Annotated in this window: 15 protein-coding genes and 1 riboswitch; of the genes, 10 read left to right on the plus strand and 5 right to left on the minus strand. The window is 75.5% G+C overall.

Features of this window, described 5'->3' with window-relative positions; all coding sequences use genetic code 11:
- Nucleotides 1-67 precede the first annotated feature (67 nt).
- From KME80_RS44950 to KME80_RS44980, 7 genes are read left to right on the plus strand one after another with little or no spacing between them, the layout of a single operon-like run.
- Nucleotides 68-415 carry a hypothetical protein gene (locus KME80_RS44950; RefSeq protein WP_219517878.1) on the plus strand — a complete coding sequence of 116 codons (348 nt, stop codon included), beginning with the start codon at nt 68-70 and terminating at the stop codon, nt 413-415.
- Nucleotides 412-1,314, plus strand: coding sequence for a complex I subunit 1 family protein (locus KME80_RS44955; protein WP_219517879.1), 903 nt, complete (start codon nt 412-414; stop codon nt 1,312-1,314). The genes KME80_RS44950 and KME80_RS44955 overlap by 4 nt, the downstream gene beginning before the upstream one ends.
- Nucleotides 1,314-1,817 carry an NADH-quinone oxidoreductase subunit J family protein gene (locus KME80_RS44960; RefSeq protein ID WP_219517880.1) on the plus strand — a complete coding sequence of 168 codons (504 nt, stop codon included), beginning with the start codon at nt 1,314-1,316 and terminating at the stop codon, nt 1,815-1,817. The genes KME80_RS44955 and KME80_RS44960 overlap by 1 nt, the downstream gene beginning before the upstream one ends.
- 9 nt (nt 1,818-1,826) lie before the next feature.
- Complete coding sequence (gene nuoK, locus KME80_RS44965) at nt 1,827-2,132, plus strand: NADH-quinone oxidoreductase subunit NuoK (protein ID WP_219517881.1); 306 nt, start codon at nt 1,827-1,829, stop codon at nt 2,130-2,132.
- A complete protein-coding gene (locus KME80_RS44970; protein ID WP_219517882.1) occupies nt 2,129-4,099 on the plus strand; it encodes an NADH-quinone oxidoreductase subunit 5 family protein in 1,971 nt (656 codons plus the stop codon). The genes nuoK and KME80_RS44970 overlap by 4 nt, the downstream gene beginning before the upstream one ends.
- Nucleotides 4,096-5,577, plus strand: a complete 1,482-nt coding sequence (locus KME80_RS44975) for a complex I subunit 4 family protein (protein ID WP_308126194.1) — start codon at nt 4,096-4,098, stop codon at nt 5,575-5,577. The genes KME80_RS44970 and KME80_RS44975 overlap by 4 nt, the downstream gene beginning before the upstream one ends.
- The gene (locus KME80_RS44980; RefSeq protein WP_308126195.1) at nt 5,574-6,938 is read left to right on the plus strand and encodes an NADH-quinone oxidoreductase subunit N; all 1,365 of its coding nucleotides are present in this window, start codon (nt 5,574-5,576) and stop codon (nt 6,936-6,938) included. Before KME80_RS44975 ends, KME80_RS44980 begins: the two co-directional genes overlap by 4 nt.
- 4 nt (nt 6,939-6,942) lie before the next feature.
- Here the strand turns inward: KME80_RS44980 and KME80_RS44985 are convergent, their stop codons facing one another.
- Nucleotides 6,943-7,875, minus strand: coding sequence for a D-alanyl-D-alanine carboxypeptidase family protein (locus tag KME80_RS44985; RefSeq protein ID WP_281427486.1), 933 nt, complete (start codon nt 7,873-7,875; stop codon nt 6,943-6,945).
- 12 nt (nt 7,876-7,887) lie between these two features.
- Nucleotides 7,888-8,037: riboswitch (cyclic di-AMP (ydaO/yuaA leader) on the minus strand.
- Between the two features lie 56 nt (nt 8,038-8,093).
- On the minus strand, nt 8,094-8,666 hold the full coding sequence (locus tag KME80_RS44990) for a TetR/AcrR family transcriptional regulator (protein WP_219517883.1): 573 nt from the start codon (nt 8,664-8,666) through the stop codon (nt 8,094-8,096).
- A 75-nt stretch (nt 8,667-8,741) separates the two neighbouring features.
- Here KME80_RS44990 and KME80_RS44995 point away from each other — a divergent pair, with 75 nt between their 5' ends.
- On the plus strand, nt 8,742-9,656 hold the full coding sequence (locus tag KME80_RS44995) for an SMP-30/gluconolactonase/LRE family protein (protein ID WP_219517886.1): 915 nt from the start codon (nt 8,742-8,744) through the stop codon (nt 9,654-9,656).
- Here the strand turns inward: KME80_RS44995 and KME80_RS45000 are convergent.
- Nucleotides 9,649-12,840, minus strand: a complete 3,192-nt coding sequence (locus KME80_RS45000; protein WP_308126196.1) for a GH92 family glycosyl hydrolase — start codon at nt 12,838-12,840, stop codon at nt 9,649-9,651. The two genes, KME80_RS44995 and KME80_RS45000, sit on opposite strands and share 8 nt — an antisense overlap.
- Nucleotides 12,841-13,035: 195 nt before the next feature.
- Between KME80_RS45000 and KME80_RS45005 the strand changes: the two genes are divergently transcribed.
- Nucleotides 13,036-14,469 carry an acyl-CoA carboxylase subunit beta gene (locus KME80_RS45005; RefSeq protein WP_219517888.1) on the plus strand — a complete coding sequence of 478 codons (1,434 nt, stop codon included), beginning with the start codon at nt 13,036-13,038 and terminating at the stop codon, nt 14,467-14,469.
- Between the two features lies 1 nt (nt 14,470).
- Here the strand turns inward: KME80_RS45005 and KME80_RS45010 are convergent, their stop codons facing one another.
- Together KME80_RS45010 and KME80_RS45015 are read right to left on the minus strand one after the other, a co-directional pair.
- A complete protein-coding gene (locus KME80_RS45010) occupies nt 14,471-17,164 on the minus strand; it encodes a helix-turn-helix transcriptional regulator (RefSeq protein ID WP_219517889.1) in 2,694 nt (897 codons plus the stop codon).
- Between the two features lie 145 nt (nt 17,165-17,309).
- Complete coding sequence (locus tag KME80_RS45015; RefSeq protein ID WP_219517890.1) at nt 17,310-19,097, minus strand: 2-isopropylmalate synthase; 1,788 nt, start codon at nt 19,095-19,097, stop codon at nt 17,310-17,312.
- Between the two features lie 277 nt (nt 19,098-19,374).
- Between KME80_RS45015 and KME80_RS45020 the strand changes: the two genes are divergently transcribed.
- Nucleotides 19,375-20,210, plus strand: an 836-nt coding sequence (locus tag KME80_RS45020) for a UbiA family prenyltransferase (RefSeq protein ID WP_219517891.1), incomplete at its 3' end; no start/stop codon positions are given.

Below are 20,210 nucleotides of genomic sequence, written 5' to 3' on the forward strand. Positions count from 1 at the left end.
GGGGGGGGGGGGGGGGTTCCGGGGCGGCGGGGGGGGGGGGGGGGGAGGGCCGGGTGGGGAGAGGTGGGTGGTGGGGAGGTTCGCGCGGTTCGCGCGGCGGGTGCGGAGGTCGTGGGTGCTGCGGTGGATGCTGCGCGGGGTGGGGCGGGCCGACGGGGCGGCGCTGGGGCTCCGGGGGCCGGCGGCGTGTGACGGGGATGTGCTGGCGCGGATGGAGGCCTGGCTGGCGGCGGTCGAGGGGGCGCTGGGCCTGCTGGGCGATCGGTCGCCGCTGGCCGATGACGTGGGGCCGAGGGGGCCGGTGGGGGAGGGCGGCAGGCTGCTGGAGGTGCTGCCGCCGCTGCTGGCCGGGTGTGAGCTGGCGCAGGCGCGGCTGGTCGTGGCGGGGTTCGATCCTGACGGCGGGCGGCCGTGACCGTGGGGCCGCTGATCGGCTACGCGGTCACGCTGGCGGTGCTGGCGGTGGCCGCGGCGGCGTTCGACGCGGCTCTCGCCGCGCGGCCGGCGGCGTGGGGGAGCGCGGCGACGGCGCCGCTGCGGGAGGTGGCGCGGCTGCTCACCCAGCAGCGGCGGCGCACGGTGCTGCCGGATCTGGTGCTGCTCAGGGCGGGGGTGTGGAGCCTGCCGGCCGCGGCGGTGCTGGCCGGGGTGGTGCTGCCGCTGGGGGAGCGGCCGGTGGCGGAGTCGGCCGTCGGGGTCGTGTGGTTCAACGCCATGGAGGTGTGCGTCTGGGGCGCGGTGTGGCTGACGGGCTGGGCGCCGAACTCGGTGTTCCCGCTGGTCGGCGGCTACCGGTTCGTGGCGCAGGGCCTGGCGTACGAGCTGCCGCACATGTTCGCGCTGATCACGGCGGCGCTGGGGGCGGGGTCGCTGAGCGTGACGGAGGTCGCGGCCGCCCAGCGGGAGGTGTGGTTCGTGGTGTGGATGCCGGTGGCGTTCGTGATCTACCTGGTGTCGGCGCTGGCGATGGCGTTCTGGGGGCCGTTCGGGCAGCCGGTGGGCGGTGAGGTGGCGGGCGGGGTGCGGGTGGAGCTGGCGGGGCCGGATCGCCTGGTCTTCCAGGCCGGGCGGTACGCGCTCCTGGTGGTGGCGTCGGCGGCGGCCGTGCCGCTGTTCCTGGGCGGCGGCGCGGGGCCGCTGCTGCCGTCGTGGGCCTGGACGCTGGTCAAGACGGTGGCGGTGCTGGGCGTGCTGGTGTGGGCGGGCCGCCGGGTGCCGGCGGTGCGGATGGACCGGTTCACGCAGGCGTCGTGGCTGGTGCTGATCCCGGCGGCGCTGCTGCAGATGCTGGTCGTCGGGCTGGTGGTGATCTGATGGCGGTGGTGGCGTTCTGGGCGCTGGCGGTGCTGTCGGTGGCGGGCGCGGTGGCGGTGTTCACGGTGGACTCGATGGCGCGGGCGACGTTCGCGCTGCTGGTGTCGCTGGCCGCCGTGGGCGTGCTGTTCCTGCTGATCGATCTCGCCTACCTGGGGGTGCTGATCGTCCTGATGATGGTGATGGAAATGATGATCATGGCGGTGTTCATGATCATGTTCATGATGAACCCGGCCGGGCTGATGCCGATGACGATGGTGCACGGCAGGCGGTTCGCGCTGGCGGTCTCGGGGGCGGTGTTCGCCGGGCTGGCGGCGCTCGCGCTGCTCACCCCGTGGCCGGCCCGCCGGGGGACGCCGCCGCCCGACCCGGCGCACGCCCTCGGCATGTCGATCATGGGTCCGCAGATGCTGGTCATGATGGTCATCGGGGTGGCCATCCTGGCGACGATGATCGCCACCGTCGTGCTGGCGACCGACCGCGGCCGTTACGACCGCCGCTAGGGGGGCTCGATGGGGCTGGAGGCGTTCCTGCTGCTCGCCGCCGCGCTGTTCGCGGTGGGCGTGTACGGGGTGCTGTCGCAGCAGTCGATCGTGATGCTGATGATGGGCCTGGAGCTGATGATCAACGGCGTGATCGTGGCCGGTGGCGCCTTCTGGTACCACCTGGCGCCGGGCACCGCGGACGGGCAGGTGCTGGTCCTGGTGGCGGTGACCGTGATGGCGCTGGAGATGGCCGCGGGGTTCGCCGTCGTCACCGCCCTCTACCGGGCCCGGCAGGTCGACACCACCGACGAGGCGGGGGACCTGAAGGGATGAGCGCTCTCGCCTGGCTCCTGCCCGCGACCCCGGGCGTCGCGGGCGCGCTGCTCGCGCTGGCCGGGCGGCGCGCGGACCGGGTGGCGGCGGCGGGGGCCGTCGCGGTGACGGCGGTGACGCTGGCCCTCGCGGCGCTCGCCGCGGCGGTGCGGCCGATGTGGGGGACGACGCTGGTCGCGGTGGCGGCCCCGCCGGGCGGCACGCCGGCCGGGATCGCGGTGGACGGGCTGTCGGCGGTGATGGCGGTGACGGTGGCGGCGATCGCGCTGGCCGTGCTGGTGTTCGCCGCAGGTGACCTGCCGTCCGGTGCGGCGCGGGGCCGCTTCTTCGGGCTGATGCTGCTGTTCACCGGGGCGATGCTGCTCACCGTCACGGCCGCCGACCTGATGCTGCTGCTGACGGGCTGGGAGATCATGGGCGCGGCCTCGTACGCGCTGATCGGGTTCTGGTGGCGTGAGCACGGGCGGGTGCGGTCGGCGGGGCTGGCCTTCGTCACCACCCGCGCCGGGGATCTCGGGCTGTACGTGGCGGCGGGGTGCGCGTTCGCCGCGACCGGGACGCTGGAGCTCGCCGGGATCGCGCAGGCCGGGCAGCCGTGGCGGGACCTGGCCGCGGCCGGGATCGTGCTGGCCGCGCTGGGCAAGTCGGCGCAGCTCCCGTTCTCGTACTGGCTGTCGGGGGCGATGGCGGGGCCGAGCGCGGTGTCGGCGCTGCTGCACTCGGCGACCATGGTGGCGGCGGGGGCGTACCTGCTGCTGCGGGTGCAGCCGCTGCTCGCGGCCACCGGGTGGGCGGCGGTGGCCGTCGCGTGGGCGGGGGCGGTGACGGCGCTGCTGCTGGGCGCGGTGGCGCTGGCGCAGCGCGACCTCAAGCAGTTGCTGGCCGCCTCGACGTGCGCGCAGGTGGGGTTCATGGTGCTGGCGGCCGGGGCGGGGGCGGTGGCCGGGGGGACGGCGCACCTGGTCGCGCACGCGGCCGTGAAGAGCCTGCTGTTCCTGTGCGCGGGGGTGTGGCTGACGGCGCTCGGCACCGAGGCCCTGGCCGGGCTGCGGGGTGCCGGGCGGTGGCGCCGATCGGTGGGCGTGGCGTTCGCCGTGGGGGCGCTGGCGCTGGCCGGGGTGCCGCCGCTGTCGCTCTGGGTGACCAAGGACGCGGTGCTCGCCGGGGTGCCGTCGCCGGGCCTGTACGCGGTCGCGCTGGCGGCGGCGCTGCTGGCCGCCGCGTACGCGGCCAGGGCGCTGGCTGCGGTGTGGCGGCCGGGGACGTTCCCCACGGCGGCGGGGGAGCGGCGGGTGCCCCGCGCGGTGACCGGGCCGCTGCTCGCGCTCGCGCCACTGGCGGCCGGGCTGTCGGTGCTCGGGCTGCCCGCCGTGTACGCGGGCTGGCGGCAGCTCGTCGGCGCAGGCGGCGAGCCGGGGCCCGAGGTCGCGGGGCTGGTGGTGACGGGCCTGGCGGCGAGCGCCGTGACCGCCGCCGGATGGGCGATCGGCGTACGGGCGCGTCAGGGAACCGCGTGGCGCAGACGGGCCGCGGAGCTGGGACAGGGCAGGCTGGCGGTGGGGCTGCGGGGGTGGCTCGGATTGCGGCAGGGGGCGATCGGCGGGGTGTGGGAGCCGGTGAAGGCGCTGGCGGGGGCGCTGGCGCGGTTCGACGACCGGGTGCTCGAGCGTACCGGGGAGTGGCTGGCGGACGGGGTGACGGCGGCGGCCGGGGTGGCGGGACGGCGGGCCGAGGGGCTGCTCGACGGGGTCGTGCGCGGCGCCGCCGGGGCGCTCGGCGGGGCGGCGTGGCTCGGGCGGGGCCGGGTGGAGCGCCCGCTGGAGCATCTGGTGCGCGCGGTCGCGGCGGGCGCCGGGGCTTTGGGCCGGGCCGCGCGGCGCCCGCAGGCCGGGCAGGCGCACCTCTACCTGGCCCAGGCGGCGGCCGCGTTCCTGCTGCTCGCCGTCGTGCTGATGCTGGTGCGGTGACCGTGCTCACCGTGGTGATCTTCCTGCCGCTGGCCGCCGCGCTCGGCCTGCTGGCCGTGCCGCGCGTGCGCGGGCGGGCCGCGACCTGGGTGTGGATCGCGGTGTCGGCCGCCGACCTGGCGCTCGTGGCGGTCATGTGGGCCGGGTACCGGGGCGGGATCGGGTACGAGACGCGGCTGCGCTGGATCCCGACGCTGGACGCCGGCTACCACGTCGGGGTGGACGGGCTGTCGCTGCCGCTGATCGCGCTGACCGCGCTGCTGTTCCTCGTGTGCGGCGTCCACTCGCTGGGCGAACGGCGGCGCGAGCGGGCGCACGCGGCGCTGTTCCTGTTCCTGCAGTCGGTCTCGCTCGGCCTGTTCGCCGCGCTGGACCTGCTGCTGTTCTTCGTCTTCTTCGACCTGTCGATCGTCGGCATGTACTTCGTGATCGCCGGATGGGGGCACGGCGACCGGGCCAGGTCGGCGCTGACGTTCTTCCTCTACACCTTCCTCGGCTCGCTGGCGCTGCTGCTCGGCTTCGTCGGCCTGTTCCTCGGCGGCGGCACGTTCGACCTGGTCGAGCTGGCCCGCAATCCGCCCTACGCCGCGTCGCCCGGCGTCGCCTCGCTGGTGCTGCTGGCCGTCGGCGTGGGGCTGGCGGTCAAGACGCCGGTCTTCCCGGTGCACACCTGGCTGCCGCCCGCCCACACCGACGCGCCCGCCGCCGGGTCGGCGATCCTGGCGGGCATCCTGCTCAAGATGGGCACCTACGGCCTGGCCCGCGTCGCCATGCCCGCGCTGCCCGACGCCTGGCGCGCCCACGCGTGGCTGATCATGGCGATCGGGCTGGTCAGCGTGCTGTACGGGGCGCTGGTCGCGCTCGCCCAGCCGAACCTCAAGCGGCTCGTGGCCTACACCTCGGTCAACCACATGGGCTACGCCGTGCTCGCCCTCGGCGCCGCCGGGCTGGCGCCGGGCGGCGGGCGGGCCGGGGAGCTGGCCGTGTCCGGGGCGGTCACCCAGATGGTCAGCCACGGCCTCATCACCGGGGCGCTGTTCCTGCTCACCGGCGTCCTGTGGGACCGGGCCGGCACGTACGACATGGACCGGTTCGGCGGCGTCGCGGGCCGCGCCCCGGTGTTCGCCGCGCTGCTGGCCGCGGCCGCGTTCGCGTCGCTGGGGCTGCCCGGGTTCTCCGGGTTCATCGCCGAGTTCCAGATCTTCGTCGGCGTGATCGGCGCCGGGGCCGTCGTCCTGGGCGCCGCCGCCGTGCTCGGCATCCTCATCACCGCCGCGCTGTTCCTGCGCGCCCTGCAACGGGTGCTGCTCGGCGGGCCGGGCGAGCTCACCGGCCGCGTCACCGACCTGCGGCCCGCCGAGACCGCCGCCGTGGCGCCGCTGCTGGCGCTGTCGGTGCTCATCGGCGTCGCGCCCCGGTGGCTGCTGGACGTCATCGAGCCCGCCGCCGCCGCGCTCTCCTCGCTGGCCGGCCGGTGAACGACGACCCGGCCGCGCTGCTGCCCGAGCTGCTCCTGCTGGCCGGGGCTGTCGCCGGGCTGCTCACCGGCATGTTCGTGCCGCGCGGGCGGCAGCGCGCGGTCGCGTGGATCTGCGCCGCCGCGCTCGCCGCCGCCCTGGCCGTGACCGTCACCGCCACCGGCGGCGCCGCGTTCGGCTCGTACGCGCCCGACGCGCTCACCCAGGCGGCCCGCGCCGTCGTGGCGGGCGGCACGCTCCTGGTGATCGCGCTGGTGGCCGCCGAGGCGCGAGGGCACCGCCGCGAGGCCGAGGCGTACGTGCTCGTCATGCTCGCCGCCCTCGGCTCGGTGCTGCTGGCCGGGGCCGGTGACCTGCTCGTCCTCGTCCCGGCGTACCTGCTGGCGAGCATCCCGGCCTACGCGCTCGCCGGGTTCGGCAAGGACGCGCCGGGCACCGAGGCGGCGCTCAAGTACTACCTGATGGGTGCGTTCCTGGGCGTGCTGATGCTGGCCGGCGTCACCCTCCTGTACGGCCTGGCGGGCGCCACCGGCTACCGGGCGGCCGGGGCGGCGCTCGCGCTCGCGCCCGGCGCGGCGGCGGCCTGCGCCGTGGTGCTCCTGCTGGCGGGGCTGCTGTTCAAGGCGGGCGGGGTGCCCGCGCACTTCTGGGTGCCGGACGTGGCCGAGGGCGCCCCCGTCGCCGTCGCCGCGTTCGTCACCACCGTGCCCAAGATCGGCGCGCTGGCGGCGCTGCTGCGCGTCGCGGATGAGCTCGGGCCCGGCGGCTGGGACGTCATCGTCGCGATCGTCGCCGCCGCCACGATGACGCTCGGCAACCTGGCCGCCTTCCACCAGGACGATGTGCGCCGCCTGCTCGCCTACTCCACGATCAGCCAGGCCGGGTACGTGCTCGTGCCGGTCGCGGTCGCCCAGCACACCGCGCTCGCCCGCCCCGCCGTGCTGTTCTACCTGGCCGCCTACGCGGTCACCAACGTGGGCGCGTTCGCCGTGGTGGCCGCCACCGGGCGCGGCACGCTCGACGGCTACCGGGGGCTGGGGCGGGCCGCGCCGGGGCTCGGGCTGGCGCTCGTGGTGTGCCTGCTCGGGTTCGCGGGCATCCCGCCCGCCGCCGTGTTCGTCGCCAAGGTGCTCGTGTTCGCCGCCGCGTGGGACGGCGGTTACGCCTGGCTGGCCGTGCTCGTCCTGGTCAACACCGTGGCGAGCCTGTACTACTACCTGCGCTGGGTCGCCGTGGTGTTCCGCGGCGACCCGCCGGCCGCGCCGCCCCCGGGCCTGGCGCGCGCGGTCGCCTGCGTGGCGGCCGTCGCCTCGCTCGCCCTCGGGGTGGGCGGCGGCGTCCTGCTCGGCCGGGCCGCCTGAGCCGTCACGCCTTCCCGGCGGTGGCGGCCCAGTCGAGCAGCGCCTGGGCGGTGTCGAAGCGGCGGCCGGAGTCGCTCTCGCCGAGGATCACCCCGACCAGCAGCCGGCCGTCCCGCTCGGCGGCGAACGCCAGCGTGTAACCCGCGGCGCGCGTGTAGCCGGTCTTCACGCCGACCGCGCCCGGCCGGGCGAGCAGCCGGTTGGTGTTGCGCCACGAGTAGGAGCCGTGCTCACTCGTCGCCCCGACCGAGTGGTAGCGCGTCGAGGTGATCGACTTCAGCGTCTCGTTCCGCAGCACCGCCTCGGCCAGCCGTGCCTGGTCGGCCGCCGTGGAGTGGCCGCCGCCGTTCGTCGGCATGCCGTCGGCGTTGACGTACAGGGTGTCGGCCATGCCCAGCTCGCGGGCGGCCGCGTTCATCTTCCCGACGAACCCCTCGACACCCGGCCCGTACGTGCGCGCCAGCACGTGGGCGGCGTCCGCGCCGGACGGCAGCAGCAGGGCGTGGAGCACGTCCCGCACCGGCAGCCGGTCACCGGCGCGCAGCCCGGCGACGGCCGCGCCGCCCCGGGCCGCGTAGCGCACGTCCTCGGCCGTCACCTCGACGACGTCGGCCGGGTCGGCCTCCTGGAGCACGACGTGGGCGGTCATCATCTTGGTCAGGCTGGCCACGGGAAGGCGCTCGCCGGCGTCCTTGCTGTAGCGGACCTCGCCGGTGGACGTGTCGACGACCAGTGCGGCCCGCCCGAGCACGGCGGGCGCGTCAGCGGGCGCGTACGATGCCGGGCCGGCGAAAGAGGCCGTGGTGGCGGGGGTGGCTGTGGTGGCCGCGTGGGCGGCGGTCGTGCCGGTCGTCAGGACGCCGGCGGCGAGGGCGGCGCCGGCCAGGGCGCGGCCCCAGCGGCGCGGCCGGGCGCTGGAGAAGAGGGAGGTGGGCATGAAGGGCTGTGCTCCTTGCTTCCATGCCGCCTACCGGGTTAGCTGACGGGTTCGGGCCTGGAAGTGCCCTACGGGCGCGGCCGGGGGAGCCGGCGCGCCGATTCACCCCAAGAGAGAGTGGGTCCCCGGTTCCGCGTGAGGCGGATTCGGCGGCCGCGGGCCCCGCGAACGGGCCCACGGTCCGGGCATTGCGCGCATAAGGTACGAAACTTGACAAACTATGGCAAATCGCCCGTCAAGTAGTGCTGCACCACCGGCCCCACGCTGCGCGCCAGTTCCTCGGCCGTCATCGCCACCACGGGCGGCAGCCGTACGACATAACGGGTGAAGGCCAGCCCGAGCAGCTGCGTGCTCACCAGTCCGGCCCGCCGCGCCGCCTCCTCCGGCCCGCAGCCGAGCGCCCGGCCGACGAACGAGGCGACCTGGGAGGTGAACACGTCGCGCATGCTCTGCGCCGCCAGCGCGTTCGTGGACGACGAGCGCAGCAGCAGCATGATCGCCTCGTCCGACAGGTCGCCCTCCCAGCGGGACAGGAAGTGGCGCGCCATCGCCTCGCCGAGGCGCTCGCGCGGCGGCGCGGGCAGCTCCTCCAGGTTGAGCCGCAGGTCCACCGCGGCGCGGAAGAGGCCCTCCTTGTTGACGTAGTAGCGCATCACCATGGACGGGTCGACGCCGGCCAGCGAGGCCACCTTCCGGATGGTGGTGCCCGCGAACCCCTGCTCGGCGAAGAGCTTGCGGGCCGCGCCGAGGATCGCCGTGCGCGTGGCCTCGGACCTTTCCGTGAACGCCATGCCAACAAGTGTAGACCAACGCTTGTGGTCAAAAAGGTGCTGGCCGGGCCGGGCAGATCTTGGTAAGAAGAGCGGGTGGACCTCATCCCCGTGGAGTTCGAGGCGTTCGACCGCCGCATCGCCGACGTCACCGGTGACCGCAACCTGGAGCGCCTCCACCGGGGCACCCGCTGGGCCGAAGGGCCCGTCTACGTCCCCGCGGGCCGCTACCTGGTCTGGAGCGACATCCCCAATGACCGGATGCTGCGCTGGGACGAGCTGACCGGCACGGTGGGCCCGTTCCGCCAGCCGGCCGGCTACGTCAACGGCAACACCCTCGACCGCGAGGGCCGGCTGATCTCCTGCGAGCACGGCGCCCGCCGGGTGACCCGCACCGAGCACGACGGCTCCGTCACCGTGCTCGCCGACCGGTGGCGCGGCAAGCGGCTCAACAGCCCCAACGACGCCGTCGTGCGCTCCGACGGGTCCGTCTGGTTCACCGACCCGCCCTACGGCATCCTCGGCGACTACGAGGGCCACCGGGCCGAGCCGGAGATCGACGGCTGCCACGTCTACCGGATCGACCCCGCCGGCGGCGAGGTGAGCATGGTGGCCGGCGACTTCGCCCGCCCCAACGGCCTGGCGTTCTCGCCCGACGAGCGGCTGCTCTACGTCGCCGACACCGAGCGCCGCCACGTCCGCGTCTTCGAGGTCACCCGCGACGGCACGCTCACCGGCGGCAAGGTGTTCGCCGAGCAGCAGGGCGACGCCGACGGCAGCTACGACGGCATGCGGCTCGACGACACCGGCCGCCTGTGGGCCGCCGTCGGCCGGTCGATCCACGCCTACCACCCCGACGGGACGCTCCTCGGCAGGCTGCACCTGCCGGAGAGCGCCTCCAACCTCGTCTTCGGCGGCCTCAAGCGCAACCGCGTCTTCATCACCGCGACGACGTCCCTCTACTCGATGATGCTGAGCCTGAGGGGCGCCGCCCCGGTGTGGGCTACCTGAACGCCCAGGTGAACAGGTGCAGCTCGCCGTCCTCCGGGTCGGAGAAGGCGAAGCTGCGCACCTTCTTGCCCGGGTCCAGCGCGATCGGCTGCGAGGCGTACACGTGCGCCGGCACCGGCTGCAACGCCCACGAGCCCCAGAACAGCCGGTGCGGCGTGCGCGCCACGACCTCGTTGCCGAACTGCGGCTGCCCGCCGCCGAAGTCGAGGATCCAGTCGCTGAAGCCGAGCCTGCCGGTGCTGGTCGTGCCGTCGGCGTAGGTGACGGTGACCTGCGACTCGGGCCAGCCGTTCACGCCCGTGCCCAGGAAGGCGACGCTCGTGGCGCCGTCGGGCGCGGCCACCTCCAGCGCCTTGCCGCCGGTGCGCACGTTGTCCCACTCGCCGCGCCCGCGGTCGGGCCAGGTGAACGAGTAGTCCCGCCACCTCACCGTGCCGCCCGGCGTGAGCCCCGCCTCGGCCAGCGCCTGCGCCGACAGGCTGAAGCCCGGCCCGTCGATGTTGGCCTCGCCGGGAGCGGTCATGTCGCCGATGCCGACGTTGTTGTGATGCCACTCGGGGGTGCCGCGCGCCGCCACGTTGAGCCGCACCGAAGCCCGCCGCTCGCCCACGACGACCGGCACGCTGACGAAGCCGCGCGGCACGTCGCCGGACACCGACACCTCCAGCGCCTGACGCTCCTGCCCGCCCGCGCCCACGGTGAGCGTGCCGCGTGACGGCGACACGGTGACGCCGTCCGGCGGCCTGGCCTCCCAGGTCAGCGTGGCGGCCGGGCCCGTCGAGCGCACCGCCAGCTCCGTCGCGAACGTGCCGCCCGGCTCGACCGGGCCGCTGCCCCGGCTGAAGCCCGCCAGGTACGGCAGCGTCCCGTCGCCGAACGACGGCGGCGCGTCCGCCGGGTCCGCGCCGAAGCTCCGGTCCGGGGACCAGCCGACGGCGAAGTCCAGCCGCCCGCCGCCGGTCGCGAACGACTCCGGCAGCCACGCCCGGTCCGTCTCCGCGCCGTTCACCCGCAGGGACCGCACGTACGAGCCCTGCCCCCAGGAGTTGACGACGATGTCGCCGCCCGGCCGGTCGATCGTGATCCGGTCGAACAGCGGCGTGCTCACCAGCAGCTCGGCCCGGCCCGGGATCGCCGGGAACAGTCCCATGGCCGACCACACGTACCAGGAGCCCATCGCGCCCAGGTCGTCGTTGCCGACCAGCCCGTCCGGGCCCGGCCCGAACAGCTCCCGCTGCACCCGGCGCACCAGCTCCTGCGTCTTGTACGGCTGCCCGGCCCACGCGTACAGCCACGGCGACGGCAGCGACACCTCGTTGCCCAGGTAGGCGCGCGCCACGGCGGGTCCGGCGTTCAGCTCGCCGAAGTACTCGTCCAGCCGGGGCACCACCTTGCCGGCGCCGCCCATCGCCGCGAACAGCCCGGCCGGGTTGTGCGGCACCAGCCAGTGGTACTGCGCCCCGTTGCCCTCCATGTACACGTCGGGCGCGGCCGGGTCGAACGGCCAGGTGAACGAGCCGTCGCCCATGCGCGGCTGGATCCACCCGCTGCCCGGGTTGTAGATGTGCTGCCACGCCTGCGAGCGGCGCATGAACTCCGCCGCCGTGTCCCGCTCGCCCAGCCGGGCGGCGAGCTGCGCGATCCCGAAGTCGGCCACGCCGTACTCCAGCGTCGCCGACGGGTCGTACGGCACGTGGCCGTCGCGCATGAACGCCGCGTTGCCGGGCCGCTCGTCGTAGGCGAGCAGCGGATGGCCGATGTCGCGCGGCCCGGTCCGCCTGGCCGCCTCGGCCATCGCCTTCAGCGCCGCCTCCGCGTCGAAGCCGCGCGCGCCGAAGGCGTACATCGTGGACACGATCGAGTGGAACGGGTCGCCGACCATGACGCCGGTGATCGCCGTCTGGTGCGACCAGCGGTCCCACACGTTGCCGACGGCCTGCGCGTTGTCGTACATCGACTGCGCGATGTCCCCGGCCACGTCCGGCGCGAGCAGCGCGAGGAGCTGCACCTCGCTGCGGTAGATGTCCCAGCCGGAGAACGTCGCGTAGTGGTGCTCGCCGGGCCGCACCTGGTGCGGCTTCTGGTCGAACCCGGTGTAGGCGCCGTCCACGTCCTCCGACACGTGCGGCTGGAGCAGCGCGTGGTAGAGGTTGCTGTAGAAGGTGCGCCGCTGCGCGTCGGTGCCGCCGGCGATCCGCACCTTGCCGAGCCGCTCGTCCCACACGCCGCGCGCCTCGCGGGCGACCTGGTCCAGGCTCTTGGCGGCGATCTCGGCGCGGAGGTTGCGCTCGGCGCCGTCGACGCTCACGTACGACAGGCCGACCCGCATCTGCACCGGCCGCGCCGGGTCGAACTGCAGGTACGCGCCCGAGCCCGGCCCGTTGACGGCCACGTCGTCCGACGTCACCACGTCGCCCCGCACCCGGGCGGGACCGGCGTTGGCGACGGCGGTGCCGCCGGGGCGGACCTCGTCGTCCTTCCACGTCCCGTACGCGGTGACCGGCTGGTCGAACGTGGCGTGGAAGTAGATCTTGTAGCGGGTGGGCGGGCCGCAGAAGCCGCCGGTCTGCACCCAGCCCTCGACGGTGTTGCCGCTGATGCGGGTCTCGCCGTCGTCGACGCCGTTGACCGAGCCGCTGGTGTTGAGCAGCACGGTGCCGGGCTTGCCGGCCGGGAAGGTGAAGCGGGCGACGCCCGCGCGCATCGAGACCGACAGCTCGGTCTTGACGCCGCTGTCGAGCGTGCTGGAGTAGAAGCCGGGCCAGGCCCGCTCGTTGGCGTGCGAGAACGTCTGCACGTAGTCCTCGCCGTGCGTGGCGGGCGAGCGGCCGACCGCCCCGGAGAACGGGGTCACCGGGAAGTCCTGCGCGCCCGTGCAGCCGGGGCCGGAGATGTGCGTCATCGAGAAGCCGCGCAGGCGGTTGTCCTCCCAGCGGTAGCCGCCGCCGGCGTCCTCCACCGTGTCGGGGCTCCACTGCATCATGCCGAACGGCAGGACGGCGCCGGGGAAGGTCATGCCCCCGCCGCCGCCGTGGTCGAAGTCGGGCGCCGCCTCCTTCGTCCCGTGGAAGACGTTGACCAGGGAAACCGGATCGCGCTCCACCGTCACGTCCTGGGGAGCGCCATAGGGAAAGGTCGTCGCCGCGACCAGCGCGGTGACGACGGGTAAGGACCAGAGAGCCACGACAGTCCTCCAGATAAGGGGATCGCCGTATCGAACCCCGGGGCGAACGGGCCGGTCAACGGCCGGAAACCACGGCCACAACAGGTCACGGGCGCCGCCGTGGACAGGGGTTGGCAGGTGGCCGCGGCGTTGCGAGATTCGCCGTGACCCCGTCCCCGAACCGTCCCCGTGACGAGCATGTGAGGGATGTCAGCGATGACCGTCGTGTCCACGATCGAGACCTCCGAAGCCCCCGTCGCCGGACCCGCCCCCGACCCGCGCGCCCCCGCCGTCCGGCTGGCGGGCCTGCTCGACCCCGGCTCCATGACCGCGCCGCACGACGAGGACGCCACCGGCGTGACCGCCGTGCGCGGCCTGGTCGAGGGCGCGCCGGTCGTCGCCTACTGCACCGACGCCCGGCTGATGGGCGGCGCGCTCGGCGCGGCCGGCGCCGCCCGGATCGTCGAGGCCGTCGAGGACGGCGTGCGGTCCGGCTGCCCGGTGATCGGGCTGTGGCACTCCGGCGGCGCCCGGCTCGCCGACGGCGTGGAGTCCATGGACGGAGTGGGCCGCATGTTCGCCGCCATGACCAGGGCGTCCGGCGTCGTCCCGCAGATCTCCGTCATCCTCGGCCCGGCCGCCGGCGCCGCCGCGTACGGGCCCGCGCTCACCGACGTGGTCGTCATGGCCGACGCCGGGCGGGTGTTCGTGACCGGCCCGGAGATCGTCCGCAGCGTCACCGGCGAGCGCATCGACATGGCCGGGCTCGGCGGGCCCGAGGCGCACGGCAGGAAGTCCGGCGTCGCGCACGTCCTGGCCGCCGACGAGGCCGACGCCTGCGCCCGGGCCCGCCGCCTCACCGGCCTGCTCGGCCGCCCCGGCACGTGCGCCGCCGCCGGCGCCGGGCCGGTGGCCGATCCGCGCGCCCTGCTGCCGGCCTCGCCGCGCCGCGCCTACGACGTGCGGCCCCTGGTGCGGGCCGTGCTCGACGACGGGCTGATGGAGGAGCTGCAGCCGCGCTGGGCCGCCAACGTCCTCGTCGCGCTCGGGCGGCTCGGCGGCGCCACCGTCGGCGTGCTGGCCAACAACCCGATCCACAAGGGCGGCTGCCTCGACTCGCTCTCCGCCGAGAAGGCCGCCCGCTTCGTCCGCATGTGCGACTCGTTCGGCATCCCGCTCGTCGTGCTCGTCGACGTCCCCGGCTACCTGCCCGGCGTCGGCCAGGAGTGGGGCGGGGTCGTCCGGCGCGGGGCCAAGCTGCTGCACGCCTTCGCCGAGTCCGTCGTGCCCCGCGTGACGCTCATCACCCGCAAGGCGTACGGCGGCGCCTACATCGCGATGAACTCCCGCTCGCTCGGCGCCACCACCACGTTCGCCTGGCCCGGCGCCGAGGTCGCGGTCATGGGCGCCGAGTCGGCGATCGGCGTCCTGCACCGCAAGGCCCTGGCGGCCGCCCCCGAGGAGGAGCGCGAGGAGCTGCGCGCCCGCCTCGCCGAGGAGCACCGCCGCACCGCCGGCGGCGTCGGCCGGGCCGTGGACCTCGGCGTCGTCGACGAGGTCATCGCCCCCGAGACCACCCGCGCCCGGCTCGCTGACGCGATCGCCCGCGCCCCCCGCGCCCGGGGCCGCCACACGAACATCCCCCTGTGAGTCAGAGCTGCTGGGCCGACAGGGTCTCCGGCAGGTCGGAGCGGCGGGTCACGCTCAGCTTGCGGTAGACGCGCGTCAGGTGCTGCTCCACCGTGCTCACCGTGATGAACAGCTTGGCGGAGATCTCCCGGTTGGAGTAGCCGTCGGCCGCCAGCGACGCCACCCGCCGCTCGGCGTCGCTCAGCACCGGCCGCGCGCCGGCCTCGCCCGCCTCCCACGCCCCGTCCGGCAGCGCCCGGCTCAGCGCGCCGGCCTGGCACTCGTGCGCCAGCACGCGGGCCCGGCGGCCCATCACCGCCGCCCGCCGGAACTCGCCGACCGCGTGGTACGCCTCGGCCAGCCCCGTCATCGACCTGGCCAGCTCGTACGTGTCGCCGCCGTCGCGCAGCAGCTCCGCCGACTGACGCAGCAGCATCACGCGGTGGCGCTTCTCGGCGGTCGCGGCCAGCACCCGCAGCGCCATCCCCTGCACCCGCCGCGACCCGGCGGCCCGCGCCAGCTGCTCCTCCACGAGCAGCCGCGCCTCGTCCGTCTCGCCGAGGGCGATCAGCGCCTGCGCCGCGTCCAGCCGCCAGGCGATGAACTCGGCGCTGTCGAGCTGCCACTCGCCCATCAGCTCGCCGCACAGCCGCAGGTCGCGCAGCGCCTGCCGCGCCTGCCCGGCAGCCAGGTGGAAGCGGCCCTTGCCGTACAGGTAGTGCAGCCCGAACCGGGTCTCCAGCATCGCCTCCGGCACCGGCCTGGTGACCGGCGGCAGGCACTCCTCGTACCGGCCCATCGCCGCGCCCGCCAGCAGCAGGCTGCCCAGTGGCCCGCCGACGGCGACGCCCCAGCTGTCCGGCGGGATGAGCTCCAGCGCCAGCCGCGCGTCCGCCGCCGCCGCGGCCGGGTCGCCGCGGCGCAGGCCGATCTCGGCGCGGATCGCCGACAGCCGCGCCTGCCGGCCCGGCGCGCGGCGCGAGGCCGCCTCCGCGATGAACGAGTCGCACCAGGGCGCGGCCAGGTCGGCGCGGCCCGTGTACGTCAGCGCCAGCAGCGCGCTCTCCACCGTGTCCAGCGTCATCTCGTCCAGCCGGGAGCCGCGCAGGATGCGCTCGGCCGTCGTCGCCGTCTCCGGCAGCGGCCCCTGCGTCAGCGCCCGCACCAGCGCGCCCACCGCCTCGGTGCGGCGGTCCGCGCTCAGCGAGTACGCGGCGCCGCCCGCCTGCTCGTCGCTCAACTCCGGCAGGTCGGCCAGGAACGGCGGGCAGCTGCTGCGGAACCAGGCGTGCGCCGCAGCCACCTCCGCCACCGCCTCCCGGTCCAGCTCGTCCAGCTCGTCCAGTTTCCGCAGGTGGCCGAGCACGCTCCTGGCGTCGGCCGCGTGACCGTGCCACAGCAGCGCCTTGGCCAGGGTCACCGCGTCGCCGCCGCTCAGGTGCCCCTGGCGCAGCGCCTCGGTCAGCTCGCCGAGCTGCCCGGCGGGGGTGCCGGGGTCGATCCGCCAGCGGGCGCGCACCAGCGTGGTCGCGATGCCCGCCCGCCGCCGCTCGTCCGGGCAGGACCGCAGCGCCAGCTTCAAATACTCGATCGCGGACTCCACGCCGTCGTCGCGCAGCGCCTGCGCCGCCGCCTCCTCCAGGATCGGCAGCGCCCACAGCCGGCTCGCGTCACCGGCGCGCAGCAGGTGACCGGCCACCACGGGGGCGGGCGCGCCGTCGTGGTAGGTCAGCTCGGCCGCCCGCAGGTGCAGGCCGACGCGCTCGCCGTCGTCCAGCCCGGCCAGCACGGCGGACCTGGCCGCCTCGTCGCGGAACCGGCCGCCGTCCAGCAGCCCCGCCCGGGTCAGGGCCAGGACCTCCTTGGCGGTGGCCGCCTCGTTCGCGCCGAGCAGCCGGGCGACCGGCCCCGCCTCGCCGAGCACGGCCAGCGCCCGCGCCACCCCCGGCGCGGCCTCACCCGCCCGGTGCAGGCAGGCGAGCACGGCCTCGGCGTAACGCTCGCCCCGGCCGTCGCCGATCCGGTGGTCCTCCAGCAGCGCGTCCACCAGCAGCCGGTTGCCGCCCGTCAGCTCGTGCCAGCGGGCCGCCTGCCCCGCCCCGGCCTCCCCGGCCGCCAGCCGCGTCACCTCCGCCGCCGACAGGTGGGCCAGCCGGACCGCGCGGCAGTGCGGCTGCCGCAGCATCTCCGCGTGCAGGCCGCCGAGCGCGTGCGGGTCCCGTACGGTGACCGCCAGCATGACCGGCGCGTACGCGATCCGCCGCGCCAGATGCGACAGGCACAGCTGCGAGGCGCGGTCGGCGTGCTGCAGGTCGTCCACGACGACGAGCAGCGGATGCCGCTCCGCCAGCTCCAGCAGCACCGTGCAGAGCGCGTCCACGATCAGCACGTCCACGTCGTCGCCCGGCCCGGCCGCGCCGCGCGCCCCCTCCCGCAGCAGGCTCGCCACGGTGGCGCGGTTGTCCTCCGACATCCGCGCGCCCAGCAGGAGCTGCGACAGCACGCCGAACGGCAGCGCGCCCTCGGCGGGCGAGCCGGTCGCCGTCAGCGGGACGGCGCCGTGGTCGCCGGCGTGCTCGGCCAGGCCGTACAGCAGCGCGCTCTTGCCGGTGGCGATCGCGCCGGTCACCATCGCGACGCGGCCCCGGCCGGCGGCGGCCTCGTCCAGGAGTTCCCGGAGCGTGGCCATCTCCTGGCGCTCGACGTCCTCGGCCATGGCGGCCCTCCTTGCTCAGCACTCGGTCTGTCGGGTCAGTAGGGGAGCCGGCGCCCCGACGGGGTGCGCAGGTCGAGGCCGGCCTCGGGGCCGGGGCGGCGGTGCGGGCGCGGCTTCCTGGGGACGACGCGGGCCATCGCCGGCCTCACCCCGCGGCCGCGAGCGGAAGCTGCTCCACCTGACGCTGCTCCCTCGGCCGCGGCTCCAGGGGGTGCGGGTTCAGGGGGTGGGCGGGGCGGTGGTGGGCGCGGCCGGCGAGGCGGGCGCTCGCCGCGCGCACGGCGGAGAACGCCGCCGCCGTCACGTCGGCCCCGGCGCCCACCCCCCACGCGACCTCGCCCGTGCCCTCGCCCGTGCCCGCGCCCTCACTCTCGGCGCCGGCGCCGCACTCGGCGTAGACGACGGCGTCGTGCGGGGCGCGGCGGACCAGGGGCCGCCGGCCGATCGCGCCGTGACGCGACAGCGGGGGAGCGGCCCGGTGCACGGCCCGCACGTCGATGCCCCACGGCGCGAGCGACTGGCGCAGGCCGCGCGGCACCGCGCCGTCGACCCAGAGCGTCGCCGTGACCGGCGCGAACAGCTCCGCCGGCGCGCCGTCGTCGGCGTACGCGTCGCGGAACAGCTCGCCGATCCGGCCGGGCGACAGCTCGCCGCCCTCGGCGTCGGCCCGCGCCTGCACGCGCGCCGACAGGTCGGCCTGCAGGCCGCGCGGCAGGGCGAGCCCGTGCCAGGCGCTCATCACGTACGCGACGCCGCCCTTGCCGGACTGGCTGTTGACCCGCACCACCGCCTCGTACGTGCGGCCGACGTCCCGGGGGTCCACGGGCAAGTAGGGGGTGCGCCACGGCAGCGCGGCGGCCGGGGCGCCGGTCGTGACGGCGCGGCGCTCCAGCTCGTCGAACCCCTTCTTGATGGCGTCCTGGTGCGACCCGGAGAAGGCCGTGTAGACCAGGTCGCCCGCGTAGGGGTGGCGCGGGTGCACCGGCATCTGGTTGCACTCCTCGGCCGTGCGCCGCACGTCGTCGATGTCGGACAGGTCGACGCCCGGGTCGACGCCGTGGGTGAACAGGTTCATGCAGAGCGTCACCAGGCAAACGTTGCCGGCGCGCTCGCCGTTGCCGAACAGGCACCCCTCGACGCGCTCTGCCCCGGCCAGCAGCGCCAGCTCGGCGGCGGCGACCCCGGTGCCGCGGTCGTTGTGCGGGTGGACGGACAGGCACACGTGCTCGCGCCGCGACAGGTTGCGGCCCAGCCACTCGATCTGGTCGGCGAACACGTTCGGCAGCGACCGCTCGACCGTGGTCGGGAAGTTGAGGATGATGCCCCGGCCCGCCTCCGGCTGCCAGGCGTCCATGACCGCTTCGCACACCTCCAGGGCGAAGTCCGGCTCGGTCTCGTTGAAGAGCTCGGGGGAGTACTGGTAGCCCAGGTCGCAGCCGGGCAGGGCGCGCCCGGCCTGGTCCATCAGCACTTGCGTGGCGCGTACCGCGAGGTCGCGGCAGCCGGCCCGGCCGACGCCGAGCACCAGGTCGCGGAAGAGCGGCGAGGTGGCGTTGTAGACGTGCACTGTGGCGCGCGACGCGCCCTTGAGGCAGTCCACGGTGGCGCGGATGAGCTCCTCGCGGGCCTGGGTCAGCACGGTGATGCGCACGTCGTCGGGGATGTGGTCGCGTTCGATGAGCAGCCGGACGAAGTCGTGGTCGTCCTGGCTGGCGACGGGGAAGCCGACCTCGATCTCCTTGAACCCGATCCGCACCAGCAGGTCGAACATCCGGAGCTTGCGCTCGGGCGACATCGGGCGGGCCAGCGACTGGTTGCCGTCGCGCAGGTCGGTGGAGAGCCAGCGGGGGGCGGAGTGGATGCGCCTGCCCGGCCAGGTGCGATCGGGCAGATCGAGGGGCGTGAGACCGGTGTAACGTCCGGCACCCTGCATGGCGGAATTCCTTTCGTGGGTGACCCTCGTTTTCCTCGGAACAGGGGTTGGAATTCACCGGAGTCGTTTCTAAGGTGAGGTCCGGCCCCGCGGTTCGGCTTTCCCGGCGTTATGGCCGGACGTTATAAGGGGGCTCGCGGGCCGGGCAAGACGGGGCATCAGGAGTTCTCCGGTAATAGCCCCGGGTACCACCCCCCGTATCGAAAGGCGCAGTCCCGGCTACAACCTTCGGATCGCCCCTATGTCAGGCCCGGCGCGGGCCGCTCACAATGCGGACATGGCAGCCTTGTCCGCGCGTGCCCTCGGTCTCTGCGTCGCAGAGGCCCGACCTCTGGTGCTGGCCGTCTCGGCCCTGCGCTACCTCACCGGCGTCGCGCTCGCGCTGCCGGCCGCGACCGCCGCCGCCTCCTTCCCGCAGGTCGCCCAGGGTGCCGCCGCCTGGGTGCTGTCGATCTTCGCGATCTACCTCTTCAACGGGGTGACGGACGTCGCGGAGGACCAGATCAACGGTTCGGGCCGGCCGATCGCCCGGGGCGACCTGGACGCCCGGCTGGCCGCCGTGGTGGCGGCCGGGGCCGGGTGTCTCTCGCTGGTGGCGACGGCGGGCCTGCCGGGGCAGATGCCGTGGATCATCGCCGGCAACCTGGTGCTGGGCTACCTGTACTCGGGCCCGCCGCTGCCGCTGAAGGACACCTCGGGAGGCACGGTCGCGGTGCTGTGCCTGTCGGGGCTGCTGTCGTACCTGGCGGGGTTCACGGTGGCGACGGCGGGCGGCGGCGTGGCCGCGCCGACGGCGCTGGTGCTGTTCGCCGGGGTGGCGATCGGCTGGATGGTGTTCGTCGGCGTGCCGGCCAAGGACCTGTCGGACATCGAGGGCGACACGGCGGCCGGCCGGCGCACGCTCGGCGTAATCATCGGGGAGCGGATGTCGCGGCAGGTCATGGTGGGCGCCGCGGTGGTGCTGCTGGTGGCCTTCGCCCTGGCGGTGGCGCTGGCGCGGGCGCCGCTCGGCGGCGTCGTGGCGGCGCTGGCGGCGGGCGTGGTGGCGGTGGCGGCGGCGGGACTGCCGGCCGCCCGGGGCCCGGAGGGCGGCGCCGGCGGCGGGGACGGCGG

The organism is Nonomuraea ceibae, from assembly GCF_019396325.1.
Classification (GTDB): Bacteria; Actinomycetota; Actinomycetes; order Streptosporangiales; family Streptosporangiaceae; genus Nonomuraea; species Nonomuraea ceibae.